At 33.2% G+C, this 15,397-nt stretch carries 16 protein-coding genes; 1 reads left to right on the plus strand and 15 read right to left on the minus strand.

Going from position 1 to position 15,397, the window contains the following annotated elements; all coding sequences use genetic code 11:
- The first annotated feature begins 61 nt into the window (after positions 1-61).
- Positions 62-736 carry a class I SAM-dependent methyltransferase gene (locus tag HN014_RS14630; protein WP_176029594.1) on the plus strand — a complete coding sequence of 225 codons (675 nt, stop codon included), beginning with the start codon at positions 62-64 and terminating at the stop codon, positions 734-736.
- A 246-nt stretch (positions 737-982) separates the two neighbouring features.
- On the opposite strand, the gene HN014_RS14635 is transcribed toward HN014_RS14630, so the two are convergent.
- The 15 genes from HN014_RS14635 to HN014_RS14705 all read right to left on the minus strand — a co-directional run bounded on the left by HN014_RS14635 (position 983) and on the right by HN014_RS14705 (position 15,245).
- Positions 983-1,900 (minus strand): GyrI-like domain-containing protein, encoded by a 918-nt coding sequence (locus HN014_RS14635; RefSeq protein ID WP_176029595.1) that lies wholly within the window; start codon positions 1,898-1,900, stop codon positions 983-985.
- Positions 1,901-1,951: 51 nt separating this feature from the next.
- Positions 1,952-2,716, minus strand: a complete 765-nt coding sequence (locus HN014_RS14640; protein WP_176029596.1) for an arylamine N-acetyltransferase — start codon at positions 2,714-2,716, stop codon at positions 1,952-1,954.
- Between the two features lie 214 nt (positions 2,717-2,930).
- Positions 2,931-3,365: a hypothetical protein gene (locus HN014_RS14645; protein ID WP_176029597.1), complete on the minus strand. Its 435-nt coding sequence runs from the start codon at positions 3,363-3,365 to the stop codon at positions 2,931-2,933.
- A gap of 110 nt (positions 3,366-3,475) precedes the next feature.
- On the minus strand, positions 3,476-4,117 hold the full coding sequence (locus tag HN014_RS14650) for a Crp/Fnr family transcriptional regulator (RefSeq protein ID WP_217704334.1): 642 nt from the start codon (positions 4,115-4,117) through the stop codon (positions 3,476-3,478).
- Positions 4,118-4,428: 311 nt separating this feature from the next.
- On the minus strand, positions 4,429-4,854 hold the full coding sequence (locus tag HN014_RS14655) for a DUF3995 domain-containing protein (protein WP_176029598.1): 426 nt from the start codon (positions 4,852-4,854) through the stop codon (positions 4,429-4,431).
- Complete coding sequence (locus HN014_RS14660; RefSeq protein ID WP_176029599.1) at positions 4,851-5,984, minus strand: FAD-dependent monooxygenase; 1,134 nt, start codon at positions 5,982-5,984, stop codon at positions 4,851-4,853. The genes HN014_RS14655 and HN014_RS14660 overlap by 4 nt, the downstream gene beginning before the upstream one ends.
- A 251-nt stretch (positions 5,985-6,235) precedes the next feature.
- Entirely contained in the window at positions 6,236-7,072 is an 837-nt protein-coding gene (locus HN014_RS14665; RefSeq protein ID WP_176029600.1) for a tetratricopeptide repeat protein, read from the minus strand.
- Between the two features lie 326 nt (positions 7,073-7,398).
- Positions 7,399-7,944 (minus strand): GNAT family N-acetyltransferase, encoded by a 546-nt coding sequence (locus HN014_RS14670; protein WP_176029601.1) that lies wholly within the window; start codon positions 7,942-7,944, stop codon positions 7,399-7,401.
- Between the two features lie 347 nt (positions 7,945-8,291).
- Positions 8,292-9,341 carry an alpha/beta fold hydrolase gene (locus HN014_RS14675; protein WP_176029602.1) on the minus strand — a complete coding sequence of 350 codons (1,050 nt, stop codon included), beginning with the start codon at positions 9,339-9,341 and terminating at the stop codon, positions 8,292-8,294.
- Positions 9,342-9,345: 4 nt separating this feature from the next.
- The gene (locus HN014_RS14680; protein ID WP_176029603.1) at positions 9,346-9,957 is read right to left on the minus strand and encodes a hypothetical protein; all 612 of its coding nucleotides are present in this window, start codon (positions 9,955-9,957) and stop codon (positions 9,346-9,348) included.
- Positions 9,958-10,447: 490 nt separating this feature from the next.
- Complete coding sequence (locus HN014_RS14685; protein ID WP_176029604.1) at positions 10,448-11,575, minus strand: serine hydrolase domain-containing protein; 1,128 nt, start codon at positions 11,573-11,575, stop codon at positions 10,448-10,450.
- A gap of 104 nt (positions 11,576-11,679) precedes the next feature.
- Positions 11,680-12,810, minus strand: coding sequence for an AraC family transcriptional regulator (locus HN014_RS14690; protein ID WP_254884016.1), 1,131 nt, complete (start codon positions 12,808-12,810; stop codon positions 11,680-11,682).
- Between the two features lie 169 nt (positions 12,811-12,979).
- A complete protein-coding gene (locus HN014_RS14695) occupies positions 12,980-13,534 on the minus strand; it encodes a hypothetical protein (RefSeq protein ID WP_176029605.1) in 555 nt (184 codons plus the stop codon).
- 189 nt (positions 13,535-13,723) lie between these two features.
- A complete protein-coding gene (locus HN014_RS14700) occupies positions 13,724-14,257 on the minus strand; it encodes a helix-turn-helix domain-containing protein (protein ID WP_176029606.1) in 534 nt (177 codons plus the stop codon).
- Between the two features lie 94 nt (positions 14,258-14,351).
- On the minus strand, positions 14,352-15,245 hold the full coding sequence (locus HN014_RS14705; protein WP_176029607.1) for a 3-hydroxyacyl-CoA dehydrogenase: 894 nt from the start codon (positions 15,243-15,245) through the stop codon (positions 14,352-14,354).
- Positions 15,246-15,397: the final 152 nt, after the last annotated feature.

The raw sequence follows: 15,397 nt of genomic DNA on the forward strand, positions 1-15,397 counted from the left end.
AGAACCTCTATTGCGGATTGAAAAGTGATTCTGAGAGGAAGGAGACTAAAAATTAACCGTTATGAATAAAAATCTCAGTACAAAAAAAATAAAGAAACCCTGGCCAACTAAGGATGCTATGCAGCAGATTTATGAAATGAACCTTTGGGGAGGGAAGCGTACTGAATTTTATTCTGGCATCGGGTCTCATGCCCCGATAATTATTACTCCATATATTGAGGCGATTACTTCGTTTTTGAAGGGTTTTGATACTCCCATAACCCTATGTGATCTGGGATGTGGTGATTTTAATGTAGGAAAAATGTTGGTCCCGTTTACAAAGCAATATATCGCAGTGGATATTGTACCGGATCTTATAGAACGAAATAAAAGAGAGTTTGCAGATGAGAATGTGACATTTTATTGTATGGACATTGCACTAGATGAGTTACCTGCTGGTGATTGTGCCATATTGCGCCAGGTATTACAGCACTTATCTAATACAGAAATACAGCAGATCCTAGAGAAGCTATATGCCTATAAGTATGTTATTATTACGGAACATCTTCCCGAAGAGAATATAGAACCCAACAAAGATATTATTTCCGGACAGGGGATACGATTAAAGAAACAAAGTGGAGTAAATGTATTAGCTCCTCCTTTTACTATGAAGGTAAAAGAAAAGAAAGAATTGGTTTCGGTTGCTTCCCCCACCCATAAAGGAGTTATTGTAACACATTGTTATCAATTGTTTTAAGTGGAGATATGATGGCTAATAACTTTAATTAGCAACAGTGCCAAAAAAAGATAGATCAAAAGATACAGCCACTCTCTTATAGTGAGTGGCAGGTATTATATAGATGCACTTTAGATACACACGTTCATAGAAATAGCATTGATGTTACTCATCAGGTGATATTTGAATACTCCGACACTTGTGTCGAACGATTATGTAGTAGGCTTCTTATAAATGTTTTATAAACTTCTGAACTAGTTAATTTTCTTACATAATGGGAATGCAAAAATCGACAATGCATTTATTTTCAGGATGTTCTGTGAAGTCATTATAGTATATTTCAAAAGGATTTCTATCGGATTTTTTATAGCCATTTTCATTCATCCATAAAAATAACCCGGTCCACGATTTTTCGAATTCTTCAGGGGTGATTTCAAAATGTCCGACAATGCATTTTCCAGCCTCAACAGTTGTTTTTCCAATCTCTCCTGATGTCTCTGCAGGTGTTGTAAGTAAGATAGATGCATGCATTCGTACTTTATGAGAAGCAGTGACTTTAAAACTATCAAAATATACTGTAAGCATTTTTGTTTGTTCATTAATCAACCCTTTTGGAGTAGCCCATCGTATTAATTTTTGATATGCAAGAGAGAGATTTTGAGCGCCGATACTAGAAATATAAGCGACTTCCATATCTGGTATTGTTTTAATTGTAATTACTGCTTTCATTGTAATCCAGTTTTTAAGGTTTTCAATGATGCAAATGTATTTTTTGGAAGAAGGATATTCTTGTCCATTCTTGCTTTCTAGTTGACGAATCTTGCTATGTTTATTTGGGTTTTGTTTTTTAAACTCCATTGGACTCATACCAAAATATTTTTTAAAAGCTCTGGAAAATGAAGTATTATCACTGAATCCGTATTGATGTGCGATTACTGTAGTTTTGACATTTTTATGTAATAAATCTAATGCGGCTTTTTCAATTCTTCGTCTGCTTATATATTGGTGCAAGGTTTCATTAGTAAGCATTTTGAAAATTCGATGGAAGTGAAATGGAGAGAACGATGCTATTTCTGAAACAATTGTTAATGAAAGTGTTGTGTCTAAATTTTGATCAATAAATTCAAAAACCCGGTTGATTCGGTTTATATAATCCGCCTGCTGTATTTCTTTATCTGTTGCCATCACTCTGAATGATACAAAAAAATTATGTGAAATCACATTGTTTCGTGATTGTTACTCTCTAATTAATGCAGCTTCATCAATTCCAAACCAATCCTTTAGGTATTTACCAAATGTTTCAGGAAGAAATGTCATTGTCTGTATAACCGTATCTTTTTCAGTTATTTTTAACATGTTTCCACTCAGAGTGACCCGTCCTGATTCGTGTGGTCTAGTAATTAGTTTTTTTTGAGTAAAATTAGAGTTAGTATCAGTTTGATGATAGATGCACATTTCAGAAAAATCATGTAATTCTCTTTTCTGAAGCGTAAAAATGTATTGTACTGTTTTTTTCTTTTGAGAAACTTTATAATATGGAGGGTGAGCTTTTTCGATGATGAAATCGCCTCTGGGGTCTGTTTGTATTTTATCCAAGGTTAGCTCCAAAGGGTAAAAGACAAATTCCCCAAAACCTACATCTACCAGATATTTTTTTTGATTCAGGGAAACTAATATGATCAGATGGTCAAATTCTTTTCCAAATGTTTGTTTTTTATGGTCATATACGCGACCAGATATTATATGAGCATTAAAACCTATTTTATTTAGTAGGGTATGAAATAGTCCATTTAGTTCGTAGCAGAAACCTCCTCTTTTTTGAGAGATGACTTTGTGATATATTTTATCAATATCCAGATTAATCTGGTTGTTATAATGGATATCGAGGTTTTCAAAGGGAATGTGTATAATATGTGCTTTTTGAAGAGCTCTTAATACCTCCAGACTGGGAGCAAGTGCTCCGTTATAATTAATTCTATCTAGATAATCTGTTATTTTCATATAAAGTATAGGAGAATTTGTAAGATATTTGATGCTATAAATATATGTTTATCTCTTTAATTATATGCTAATGATTTGAGATGTTATATTGATACTGACATTATTATATTCTATGCTTAATAAAAAGTGATTTTATGTTTGTTTTTGATACTGTATTGCTGCTTATCTCAATTTAGTTTTAGGGATGTAAAGATTTGTAATATAGGATCATTTTTTAGGGAGATCCAAATTTGAATAAGTCTTTGAAGAATTCCTGATAGGTATATTTCCATGGGATTATGACCAAGTTCAATAGTATTCCGGCGATACAGATCCAAAAAAACTCTTGAATTCCTGCATCCGGAGTTCCTGATGCGTGGGCAGGTAGGTAAGTACCTATAATCCAGGCAGACTTATACAACAATTGTAATAAGAGTATCGGGATCATTTTTAGCGGGAAACGTATACCTAAAAAATTAAGTAAGGAAAATCCTGCCCAAAAGCTAATGGCGACACCACTTAATACGCCCATCTGTTCTTTTGGAAATAGAATTGTTGACCAATTATCATAGGCAAGACTAATAAAATTGAGGAAGAAAAGCCCTCTCATAAGGTGAAGTCTCCAATTGCGAGGTTTTGTTTTTTTTAAAGGGGATACTGTTGAATCCATTGTTATGCGAGTTTATAAGTTTTTGCATACCACTTTTTGAAGTACGTATGTGGTTAACAAATATGTGGTACTATTTTCTGGAAACACTTCACATTTGTTAGAAAATCACTTTAGAGAGATATTTCCTGGCGGATTCTACTAAGACTTCCAGCATTGATTCCCAGATAAGAAGCGATATAATTAATAGGTACGTTTCTTAGGATAGCAGGATGATTTTTTAGCATTTTTAGGTATCGTTCTTTTGCTGTTAAGGTATTGGAATCAATAACTCGTTGTCTACTGGATTCCAAATTATATTGTAATATTTTTTCTACATATTTCTGTGAATTTTGCCCTTGACGTGTAATGATCTCATTGTCTTTTCGGTTAATTCGCAGTAGTTTACAATCTGTGATGCAATGTAGGTTTTCATTAGAAATGGTTTGCTGAATAAAACTGTAATAGGAAGTAAAAAATCTGGGACCATCATTGATATCCGTTGTTATTTCTTTTCCTTTTTCATCATGATGAAAATTGCGCATATACCCGGAGACTATAAAATTATGATGTGTATGAGTTGTTCCCTCCACTTCCAGGAGTGTTCCTTTTTTGACAGTATACGGTTTGAAATATTTTTTGCAAAGTTTTTGATCATGCTCAGAGATAGGCATTAAAAGATTGATAAAATCAAATAACCCGTGAAACATTTTTGAAATTTCGTCAGGGCTCTGTAGTAACTGGCAATTAAGGGTCGAATTATTTCTTAGGTTCATTGTATTATTTTTTTGCAGGCTATGGAGTAGTAGGGGATTACTTATTGCCTTGTAATTTAATAAATAAAGATAAGGAATAGGAATAATTGAGTAAGTTTCCTGGAAGCCCTGTGGTTTATGTAACAAGAGCTAATGTGTAGATATTAGCTCTTGTTGACTTAGATGTCTTATTCGATAATGGATATATGTCCTCTGAGTAATTCAAAATCAACATTTGTTTTCTAAGTAAGATTTTGTTTGCTTATGTGAGGTGACTTGTTATAAACATTTTATAGAGATATATACCTTTATTGAAGTAAAAGCATATCATGCTATGATAGCAGTAATACTATGTAAGCTGTGCCTCCAATCCATAAACATAGCGGTGCAAATATTAGAGAATCTGCCTGGGCAAATTCTGTGTTTTTTATTTTCTTAAAAAAACCGACATATCTAAATTCTCCAATTGCACGAAGAATGAAAATAAAAGGGATTGCGTAATATGTATAAGTAAGCCAATGAGGAATTTCAATTTGGATGAATCCAGTTTTAAGAAGGTATAGAATTCCAAATAAAAGCAGTGTTATCGCGACAACTAAGGTCCCAAATTTAGGAACTGAAAGCGGAGGCACTTGTGGATCTTTTGTGGGAATCACTTTATGTACCCCCCAAACTCCACCAAAAAGCCAATAAAAGTGAAATAAGCTCAGTATAGTAAAAATAACACATAAAAGAAGGGATAGAATAGTACTTATCATAGACTGGGAAGTTGAAAAAGTTGTTCAGATTGTTTTTGGCTAAAAGATGATGGTGTTATTCGCAATAATTGATTTCGAATACCTCTAACAATGGGGTGGGAGGCATGTGCGATTTTTCCGAGTATCCAACTTGCTTTTACAACCTGATGTGCTTTGGGAAGCCTCACTCGCTGAAACTCTTTAAAAGCTGTGTGTACTTCATAAGTGTCCAGGCAATTAGATAAGATATAGGCATCTTCTATTGCCTGACAAGCTCCTTGTCCCATATTTGGTGTCATGGCATGAGCTGCATCACCAATAAGGCAGGTATTTTCCTGATACCAGGTATGTATAGGGGGTAAATCAGCTATTTCTGCAGTGTGTAATTGCTCTTTATCCGTAGCGAAAATAATATCTTTAATTACAGGTGAATATGCCTCAAAATATGTCTCAATATGTTGTTTAGCGAACTCGTTTTTATCGTGTTTAAATGATTTTAATGCATACCAGTAGACCTTATTTTTTGCTATTTGTACAAATCCGAACCGACTGTTTTTTCCCCAAGCTTCATTTAATTCATGTCTGTATTTATGGGGTAGAGTATAGGTAGTTATTCCTCTCCAACAGATCTGCTTAGCATTCCTCAGCTTGTAATCAGGGAATAAATTTTGTCGTACTACAGATTGTAACCCATCTGCTCCAATGAGAACAGAAGATTGGGTTTTTATCCCATTGGCAAAAGTCAATACATTACCGAGATTATTGGATTCAATCTTAGTTAGGTGATGATTTAGGTATATTGTGTTTTTAGGTAAATTGTTTAGTAAAATTTGCTGCAAAGCAGCGCGGTGAATTGCAATATTTTTTACCTGATATTTTTTTTCAAAAAAAGATAAATCTACTTTGGATAAAGGAGATAGGTTTGCTTTTGTAATACTCATAGAGGAAATAGAATTTCCTTGTTCTTCAATTTCCTTTCGCAGCCCTAATTTTTCATAAACCTGCATGGCATTATTGGCTAAGATAATCCCAGCCCCTACCGGTTTTATTTTGTTTGTTTGTTCAAAGATTCTCGTACTAATTCCCTTTTGGTTAAGAGCAATAGCCGTTGTTAATCCTCCGATTCCAGCACCTATAATATCGATAACCATAATGATAATATTTATATTTAGTACAAATGTACTAAATATAAATCAAAATTAGTGCATGTGTACTAAAATAGAAGCAGTTCTATAGAAATAAAGGAGAACTTCAATGAATTGTATCGAGCTTACAGGAGATTAATTCCTAGTTGTTAATACTCCTCGTTAAAGGCTTTAGGTGCTACGTTGATTTTTTACTCTTGATTATTAGTTATAAACACTATCTGTGGTACGCTTTTTTTTAAAGGAGGACGAGGTTATTAATCATCAATATTAATTGTTTTTAATCCCAGATCTTCGAATAAAAAATCAACTTCATAGCCATTTTCCAGTGCCAGTAGGTAAAACTTTTTTGCCAGAGTATCATCTTTGTCAACTTCTTCTCCCGTCACATACATAGCAGCTAATTGCCCAGCTGCCTTTCCATGACCTAAATTTGCAGCTTTGGTGTAAAAGCTTATCGTTTTTTGAATATCTACAGGGATACTTTGGTAGCCTGTTGCATAATACGCTCCCAGATTGTACATAGCCCTGGGGTTATTATGCTCCGAAGCTTTCCTACACCATTCTATGGCTTTTTCTAAATTGACTTCGACTCCTATCCCTTGCGAATAATAAATGAATAACTCGAACATCGCTTCTGCATTTCCTTTTTCAGCAGATTTTTGATGCATTAAATAAGAAACTTTTTCATTATCTTCATATACATATCCCATATATAGCATATACCCTTTTAGGAGATAGATTTCTCCGGTAGGATCCTTATCTTTTAATTGCTCAATCAATTTAATAATTTTATCAGGGGGAATGCTGTCGAGTTTGGCAAAGTAGGCTATTTTGATATATTTTATCCAGGCATCTATACCGTAACCGGATGTTGCTGCCAATTCGAAAAAGTACACTGCTTTCTCAGCATCTTGTTCTACTCCAATCCCTTTATAATATATCATTCCAAGCTCATACCAACTTTTAGCATCTTTTGCTTTGGTATATAGGGTAACCATGGTTTCGATTTCTTTGGGATTAAGTATTCCTACTTCCAGATCTCCTCTGAGAATTTTTTGTTGTATTTTCTGAGCTTTTTCAAAATGGGTCATATCACTTATAGATTGGGATTGACAGTTATTATTAATTAAAAGTATAGTGCTTATGCATAAAAGTTTGCCTAAGAGGGTTACGTTATTATATACTGGCATAATTACTTTTGGTACTTTTGTTTCTTTAATAGGTTTATTATTCATTTAGAAGTATATGTCTCTAAATACTGAAAAATGTTACTAAATGAATGGGATTTAAAAGTAATGAAAGCCGTATCGGTATTAGAACTTATTTCCTATTTATTAGGGTTTGTGTATTTGTTTCGTGATAATCTATTCAATAATAGGTTTTAATGTCTGGTGAATAAATGGTTTTACAAGCGATTTTATGGTAAGTTTAGGGTATTCCATTCCGATGTATATATTCGGAAAATATTTACGTTGTTTTTATTGTATTCTGTAACTTTATCGATGCTCATCCCATTTTTGATTGCTACTTTTTCTGAAGGTTTATTAGTCAAACTAATAATAGAAATTAAAGAGTCCGAAAAATTATTTCTAAAAGAAAAATCTCTGCATTTTTTTGCTGCTTCTGTAGCAAATCCTTTACTCCAAAATTCAGGCAAAAGCGAATATCCAATTTCCAGTTCTGTAATATCATCTACCGTTTGTACTAGAAGACCACAATGACCGATTAGTTTCCCTGTTTGTTTTTCAATTAAAGCATTCATTCCTCCCAGATTATTTTCATACCGATGAAATTGTTTTGTATACCAATTTTTACAGGCTACTTCCGGGCTTTTTAATTCAGAAATCCAATACTGAGAGGTAATGGGGTTTTTATGAAATTCCAACCAATCTGTATAATCCGATCGCTTTATTTTTCTGAATAATATCCGTTCAGTTTCTTGATTTTCTAGGAGGTACTTCATTGGCTTATAGCTTGTATTGAGATTGCTGGTAAAAAGTATGTTTTTAATTTCGGGATGCAAGATACTTATTATATAAAAAAACAGCGGTTAAGTACATTGCTCAACTGCTGTTTTTTATTTCATATGTAGGGGTAAAAAAGGCGAATTAATTCGCTGTTTTTAAAGGGGTATCCAGTTATATTTTATAAAGGACTAAATCCGGAGTTGAGCCTTTATTTTCTTATTTGTTATAAAAAGAGATAGAGTCTCTTTTATTGAAGCTACCAGAAGATATAATATCCCGAGGCTTGCCTTGAAATATAAAATTTGTTTCCAACGCATGCCTCGTGGATCTATCCTGAATCGGTTTACTTATGCCGATTGATAAAATTAATGACTTTTTCGGCAAAAAGATCTGGTTCACTATCCATGGGGCTATGACCCGATTTTTCAAAAATAAAGAGTTCTTTTTGGTCAGAACCTAGTAAATCATAAGCTTCCTGTGCGTATACAGCGGGTACAATGAGGTCATGTTTACCCCATAGTACTAGTGATGGGATTGTAATCTCATCTAGTCTATTGGTAAATGATACTTTGGAGAAAAGACCTTTTTTTACTAGAATGGATTGTATTTTACTACCGTTCCAAAGCGTAGTAAATAAGTTATATTGTACTCCTTCAATACCATCGTTTTGTAGTTTATTAATTATTTTATCATCAACTAGTTTTTGTTCGCCATTATGTGTCTCTCTATTTAGTTTATAAAAATCGTCATCGCTATAATTAGCTCCCACGTTTTGAACCAAATTTTTAACATCTTTCCAATACGATACACTATTCCCTAATGCGATTTGTGTATCAGCCATCTGAGTTAATGCTATTTTATAAGTATTGTAACTTCCTTTTGGGTCATGGCTACCATCAACGTCAATCCACCCCATAAAGTCACTTTGATCTTTTAGTAAAGTAGCAGGTCCCAAAGTACCTCCCCAACTATGACCCATTAAAAAGAAGCGGGCATCATTTCCATACTTTGCTTTTAGAACTTTTACCAACGCTAGTACATCTTCTGCCATTAGATCAACACTAACGTCGTTTTCAGAATAGCTACCTTGCGAATTTCCGGAACCTCGCTGATCAAAATAGACAACGGCATTGTTTTTTTCTATTTTACTTTTTACAGTATTTTTTCTTTCTCCCCATCCAGTTCCTCCAGGACCTCCATGTAGTATGATTAAGAATACTTTTTCTGAAGCATTACCATGAATGTAAGCAGGCATATCTGCTTGTTTATGTCGTACATATATAGTTTCACTTAGATCGTTGATGTTATCATCTCCTTTAGAGCAGGCATAACTGCTCATAAGCAGACCTATGAGGACTATTGTTTTTAAGGTATAAATAATTATTTTTTTCATTTGTTTATTTTTTTCTTTTAAAATTGAATCGATGTCCATAGTGTAATGACACAATAGCTAAGCTACCTGCATTGTAATTTGTTCGCAGGCTGCATTGCAAATTCAGATACCATCCCGAACGTTTTTTGTCTTTGCGAAGCTTTCCTATTCCTATTGCAATAGAAGGAGTATAGTAGCCTCTCCCGGGTAAAGAAACTTTGGATACGTGATCTCCTTTTACCTCGTAGGTTTCGGGTAAGAAAGAACGATAGTACCCTAATGGATTTATTACTAAATTAAGTTGTCTCCCCTTGGTATTTGTTCTTCTCCAGATAAGACCGTAGTAAGTAGATAATCCATTATCTGTTTGAGTAGCGAAGTTTGTGGAATAACCAAGGTTTCCATGAAATAAAAGTTGCTTGGTAATCCTTTTTTGTCCTTTGTTTCGTTCTTTGATTTTTACTTTTTCTTTCCATTGGTATTCAGCACCTACCGAAAGACCGTTATCCCAAAGGATATTTCCGTAATAACCTATTTTAAATTCGGTTCTGTCTAAAAAAGAAGAACTATCGGATTGACTTTGTGCCTGTAGACTTACAGCGGTCAATAGCAGAAAAATAAAATAATGTATTTTCATAAGTATATCATGTTGTTTAGAGGGGGATATGAAATGTACCTATTGTTTTTGTGTATGATTGAGGTACTATTTCATTTTTTTGCTAATTATTTTTTTGAGTTAGTTTATGGGTTGTCATAAAATGTTTTATAAGCTAGAGCTCCTTTGGTACGGATTTTACTCGATAATCGAGCTATAAATACTTCGGTGCCTCCCTCGAATTAACATCCATTTCCTATATAATTCTCTGTGTATTTTGATTGAGGGATTTTGTTTACTAAATAAAAATTAAAGGCTAGGGTATTTGTATATAAACCTTTCATAGTGCTTTCTTTTGAATGTCTCATGTATCTGGACTAAGGTATTTTACTATGTCGTTTAGTGTAGTAAGGAAACATATTGATAAGGGGTTTTTACGTATTGTAGTATATTGTTTGATTTAAAGCAAACGTATAGGTTTTTCCCATTTTTAAGGTTTCAATACCTTTAATTTGAACAAATCCGCACTTATTTATCGAAGAAGAGATATCTGTTCTAACAAGTCAGCACCCAATTCGTTTATTTTATAAGCATAGATACTTTCAGTAAGACCTGAAACATTGGATAGTACAATGATCGCTCTTTTGTTATGTTTGTCCATTCCTATATAAGAAGCATACCCACTAGATCCTCCGGTGTGATTTAATATTCTAAAACCGTCACTTTCTAGAATGTGCCATCCTAAACCTATAGACTCTCCTTCAGTTTTAAAGGTTGTTTTTTGTGGCAGGTTATAGATCATATCATCCTTAAAGTTTTTATGCACAAATTTCTCCATATCAAGTATAGAAGACTTAATAGCTCCTGTTCCTGTCCATATTTCTGTATAATCCCAGTTTTGAACCGGATTGCCATTTTCATTGTGTCCAGGAGCCAGCTTTTCTGTGTTTACATTAGCCATGATAGTGGTAGAGTTTGTCATTTCAAGAGGCTTAAAAATATATTCCTGTACGAGTTCTTCATAGGAAGTCATCATTTTTTTAGATAGGATATAACTGAGCATTCCCATTCCTAAATTCGAATATTGATATTGTGTACCGCTTTCAGCATTCAAAACGATATGATTTTGCAAGTAGCTTTTTAAATGATTGATATCATAATGAGCAAATGGATTATTGATGTCAAAATCTTGAACTTCATCAATATTGGTAGGGTGTCTGGATAATCCAGATGTATGATTCGCTAATTGTAATAAGGTAATATCCCCTCCGGCTAATAACGAAAAATCAAATTGATCCTGTATGGTTTCTGTTAGAGAGGCTTGTCCCATAGCAACTAACTTAGATAGACAAATTCCTGTAAATATTTTGGTGATAGATCCGATTTCAAAAATTCTATCGGCATTATCTGTTCTTCTTAGTACATTGTTTTTTTTATGGATACCAATATATTCAGTATTTTCCTGGTCAATAACAGCAATAGCAATTTGAACATTTTTAGGGATGTCAGAAACATGTTCTTCTATGATTTTTACAAACTCCTGATTTTCTATTTCATCTTTAAGAGATTGAGGTGAATTAGTTGGGGTATCGTCTTTACTGCAACTTGATAAGATTAAAAAGCATATTGAGGCAATCGTAGTTATTTTTGGGATATTCATATCTTGTGATTTTAAAGAAGTACATTTATAATTATTTAAATACAAACCTATAATATGCAGGGGTTTATAGGGTTTCAATATCTTAAAATTGAATAAATCCGAACTTATTTGTACTGTTTTCGATATGAATTGGGGGTAATACCAGTTACTTTTTTAAAGGCGTTATGAAAAGTTGACTTTGAAGAAAAGCCACATTCTAATCCTATAGCTAAAAGACTATAATTATTGAATTCATCGGTGAGGATAATATCTTTTACAGCTTCAACACGATAGTGATTAATATAGGTGGTAAAATTATTTCCTGTAATTGTATTTATTAGTTGGGATACATATCCACTGCTAATGCCTAACATTGAAGCTACTTTTTCCCGATCCAAGGTACTATCCCTGTATATGTGATGGTTTTTACAAAGATCTTCGAGTTTTAGAAAATAGCTGTTTTCTTTAGTGAAGGTTTCTTCTTTTTTTTCATTAGATACTTTGGAAGGAATTATTTCTGTAACAGCTATTGGAGTGTCTATTTTTAGTAGTACTTTAATCTCTTTTTGGTCTTGTGCCAGTTTAAATTTAAAAATGCCTGTATATACGATCCAATGGATCAAAAATGTAGCTAGCAATGCGAGAACTCTCATAATCGGACTGATGTCAAAATCAAAAAGAAGTGCTAAAATGATAGTCAATACAAAAGACCCCAACAGTGTAAATGTAATACTCCATAAATGTAATAGCCACTTTTTTTCTTCGGGAGTATCTGATAAAGAAATCAAAGGAAGCGCACATAATAATATTCCGGGTATAAATATGAGTATGACTAAAATTTCTATAAGTTTAAGTATTTCAATTATTTGCCAGAGAATAGAAGGGAGTTTATATAGGTGAGCAATTGTGTCCAGATCACTACATATATTGATGAGTGCAATACACAAAAAAGGCATAAATAACCAATGTGTTTTTTTTATAGGATGATTGACTTGATGTGCAATAAATAAATAGATGCATAGAGGAAATGTCAGTTCCAGTCCTACATTATCAAGAAATCGTATATACGGAATTGTATCATAGATATAAGTTAACTCAAAAACTAAATTTAATAACAAAACAGAAAGGGCAAAAATAGCATAGGCAAGATAGCTGTTCGCACTACTTTTAAACAAAGGAGACTTAAAAATAATCATCCCTAAAACGATTCCTTGGAATACGGCTATATTGAGAAGGGTTATGAAGATAAATAGCAAGGGTTCAAAAGTTTATTCAATGAATTATACTGCACGGTATACTATGTTCTTATCAAATAAAATGTTACGTTATTTTTTCTTTTTTATATAAAATTAGTTTGTTATCAGGCAATTATGTTGTGGATACTCCGATACTTATGCTGAAATATTTTATAACAGTTTTCTTACATCATGAGATTTTAAAAGAGTCTTTTTTTAACAAAATCATACTGAATCCTATTAAAGTTAATAAATATCCGGAGACAAGTCTAAAAGGTAATGGGATAATATGCCATAATATAAGTGTGGCGATTACAATAATAAGAACGGCTATTTTCTCTTTTTTTAGATAGAGTAAGCTTAGGATCAGTAATCCGAGATTAAAGACCTTAGAACTAGGACCAATTGTTATAAATGGTTTCCATATAGATGGAACGTTGGTAATGTGATTGGTAAATTCGGCTCGGGCTTCATCATTAGGGAAACTCCACCAAATAAAATCCAGTACACACATTCCAATAATACAGGTAATTCCAATAAGCGTTAGAGGAATTCCAATGTAGCTAACCTTTTTTTTAGGAAAAGATACCACTTGTGGAATTAGAAAAACAGCTCCGATAAGTAAAAACCAATGGGCAAAATCAATAGGTTCCTGATTATATACAAAATCATTTCCTTGTGCCAGTATGATTTGACCAACCAGAAAAAGAACGAGTCCGAGAATAAAAAATATTTTATAAGCCATGTTGGTGCAGTTTTTTAAGGTGTAAAGTGTAGTAAACTAGTTAGTTGTGTTTCTGTTGGTTTGATGTTGTATACTATATAGGATTCCTTTTGGCGTAATATGTTACAGTTTTTTTTAACTTTTCTATATACTAAAGGAGCATCTTGATAAGCAAACGGTACAATGTACCAACAATAATTGCAACATGGCTTATATAAGACTGAAATTTAAACTGATGTGTAATTTTTTATTTCTGTCTAATGAGATGGTATTTCTAATGATAATAAATATGTTGGTAAGTACCGAAATAAGCATAGATATCAGTATCAACTGTCGGGTGAGACCAAACCATTTACTTATAAAAGGGCTTAGCCCGATACAGACAATAGCAATGATGGTATAAAGAATCTGAATGGAAATAATCTGTTTAGTTACTTTATTCTCTTGTTTTAGGTATTTTATAAGAATCCAGGGAAGAAGTATATTTATGGGAGGAAATATTACTCCAAGTAAGGAGGAAAGATTAATTCTTTTAACTGTTTCGTAATTTATGACTTCAGCTTCATGTTCTAGTAAATTACTTTCTGAAATTTCTAATGTCTGAGCTAATATTCGCAAGGTATGTCCTTTGGGAACAGTTCCTTTCTCGATCCGTTGGATAGTTCTGACAGATACATTTGCTTTTTCAGCCAATTCCTCTTGTGTAAGATTTCGTTTTTTTCTGTATTTCAAAAGGGGATTCAAATCATAAGGTTTTATATCGTTTGGTATACGATGGTTTATATGGATATCATAGTTTATGGAAGCTTACCCATTACAGGTGTTGAACGGTATGCTTTTATTCCATAAAGTCAGCTTGTTCATAAGCAGGGTCAGGGTAGGTATAAAATCCTTTTCCGTTGTGAGTTCCTAATTTTTCCTGATCTATAAAGTTCTCTTTAAGCACTTTTGCCACTTTTTGAGCATGTTTATCTCCTGTTCGTGCAGCGATCTTATTGATGTTATATATAGTATTAATACCGATTACATCACAAATACCGAAGGGACCCATTGAAGTATCAGTAGCTTTCATCCATGTCTTATCAATGGTTGCAGGATCAGCTATCTCATCGACATATAGTGCTAAGGCGCTTTTAAGAAAAGGAACCAATAAAGAATTAAGAATATATCCCGATTGCTCTTTGTAGATAGGAAGGGTAATCATGCCTATTGCTTTGGCAAATGAAATAACTGTATCAAAAATATTTTGATCCGTAGTTTCATGTCCCATGATTTCTGCAGTATTGCGTTTCCAGATCATATTAGCAAAGTGAAGGGCGAGAAAGCGTTCAGGACGTCCTGTAGATTCTGCAAGAGCACTGGGAAGTAAGGTTGATGAATTTGTACAAAAAATACTTTTTGCTGGAGCTACCTCTCCTAATTGAGTATAAAATTCTTTCTTAAGGCCAATATCTTCAGGGATTGCTTCTATAATGAGGTCTGCATTTTTAGTTGCTTCTTTAAGATTGGTTGTGCCTTTTATTCGGGTAATAGATTGTTCTATTTCTTGCTGAGTAGCATTTAGATCCGTCTTATATGATTTTCCCAATACCTTGAACCTGGTAGTTGCTCTTTTTATTATTTTTTCATTAATGTCATACAGTGTAACATTAAATTTATGAAAAGCAATTTGAAAAGCAATTTGTCCTCCCAGAACACCCGCTCCACAAACAGTTATATTCTTAATTTGCATTTAGGTCGTTTTAGTATTAATATCAGTAAGAACCGATGTTAGATTGGTAAGATTCTAAAATATAAAATTTTTCATTGTTATCATCATAACAATTGTATTTTAGAAATAAGTTTAGCTAATACCTCTATTTCATTTAACAGATTATGACAATT

The sequence above is a fragment of the Aquimarina sp. TRL1 genome, assembly GCF_013365535.1.
GTDB classification, from domain to species: domain Bacteria; phylum Bacteroidota; class Bacteroidia; order Flavobacteriales; family Flavobacteriaceae; genus Aquimarina; species Aquimarina hainanensis.

Bases quoted from the DNA above. Each gene is read 5' to 3' on its own strand.
- HN014_RS14630 (WP_176029594.1), top strand. From the start codon at position 62: ATGAATAAAAATCTCAGTACAAAAAAAATAAAGAAACCCTGGCCAACT.
- HN014_RS14635 (WP_176029595.1), bottom strand. From the start codon at position 1,900: ATGGCAACAGATAAAGAAATACAGCAGGCGGATTATATAAACCGAATC.
- HN014_RS14640 (WP_176029596.1), bottom strand. From the start codon at position 2,716: ATGAAAATAACAGATTATCTAGATAGAATTAATTATAACGGAGCACTT.
- HN014_RS14645 (WP_176029597.1), bottom strand. From the start codon at position 3,365: ATGGATTCAACAGTATCCCCTTTAAAAAAAACAAAACCTCGCAATTGG.
- HN014_RS14650 (WP_217704334.1), bottom strand. From the start codon at position 4,117: ATGAACCTAAGAAATAATTCGACCCTTAATTGCCAGTTACTACAGAGC.
- HN014_RS14655 (WP_176029598.1), bottom strand. From the start codon at position 4,854: ATGATAAGTACTATTCTATCCCTTCTTTTATGTGTTATTTTTACTATA.
- HN014_RS14660 (WP_176029599.1), bottom strand. From the start codon at position 5,984: ATGGTTATCGATATTATAGGTGCTGGAATCGGAGGATTAACAACGGCT.
- HN014_RS14665 (WP_176029600.1), bottom strand. From the start codon at position 7,072: ATGACCCATTTTGAAAAAGCTCAGAAAATACAACAAAAAATTCTCAGA.
- HN014_RS14670 (WP_176029601.1), bottom strand. From the start codon at position 7,944: ATGAAGTACCTCCTAGAAAATCAAGAAACTGAACGGATATTATTCAGA.
- HN014_RS14675 (WP_176029602.1), bottom strand. From the start codon at position 9,341: ATGAAAAAAATAATTATTTATACCTTAAAAACAATAGTCCTCATAGGT.
- HN014_RS14680 (WP_176029603.1), bottom strand. From the start codon at position 9,957: ATGAAAATACATTATTTTATTTTTCTGCTATTGACCGCTGTAAGTCTA.
- HN014_RS14685 (WP_176029604.1), bottom strand. From the start codon at position 11,575: ATGAATATCCCAAAAATAACTACGATTGCCTCAATATGCTTTTTAATC.
- HN014_RS14695 (WP_176029605.1), bottom strand. From the start codon at position 13,534: ATGGCTTATAAAATATTTTTTATTCTCGGACTCGTTCTTTTTCTGGTT.
- HN014_RS14705 (WP_176029607.1), bottom strand. From the start codon at position 15,245: ATGCAAATTAAGAATATAACTGTTTGTGGAGCGGGTGTTCTGGGAGGA.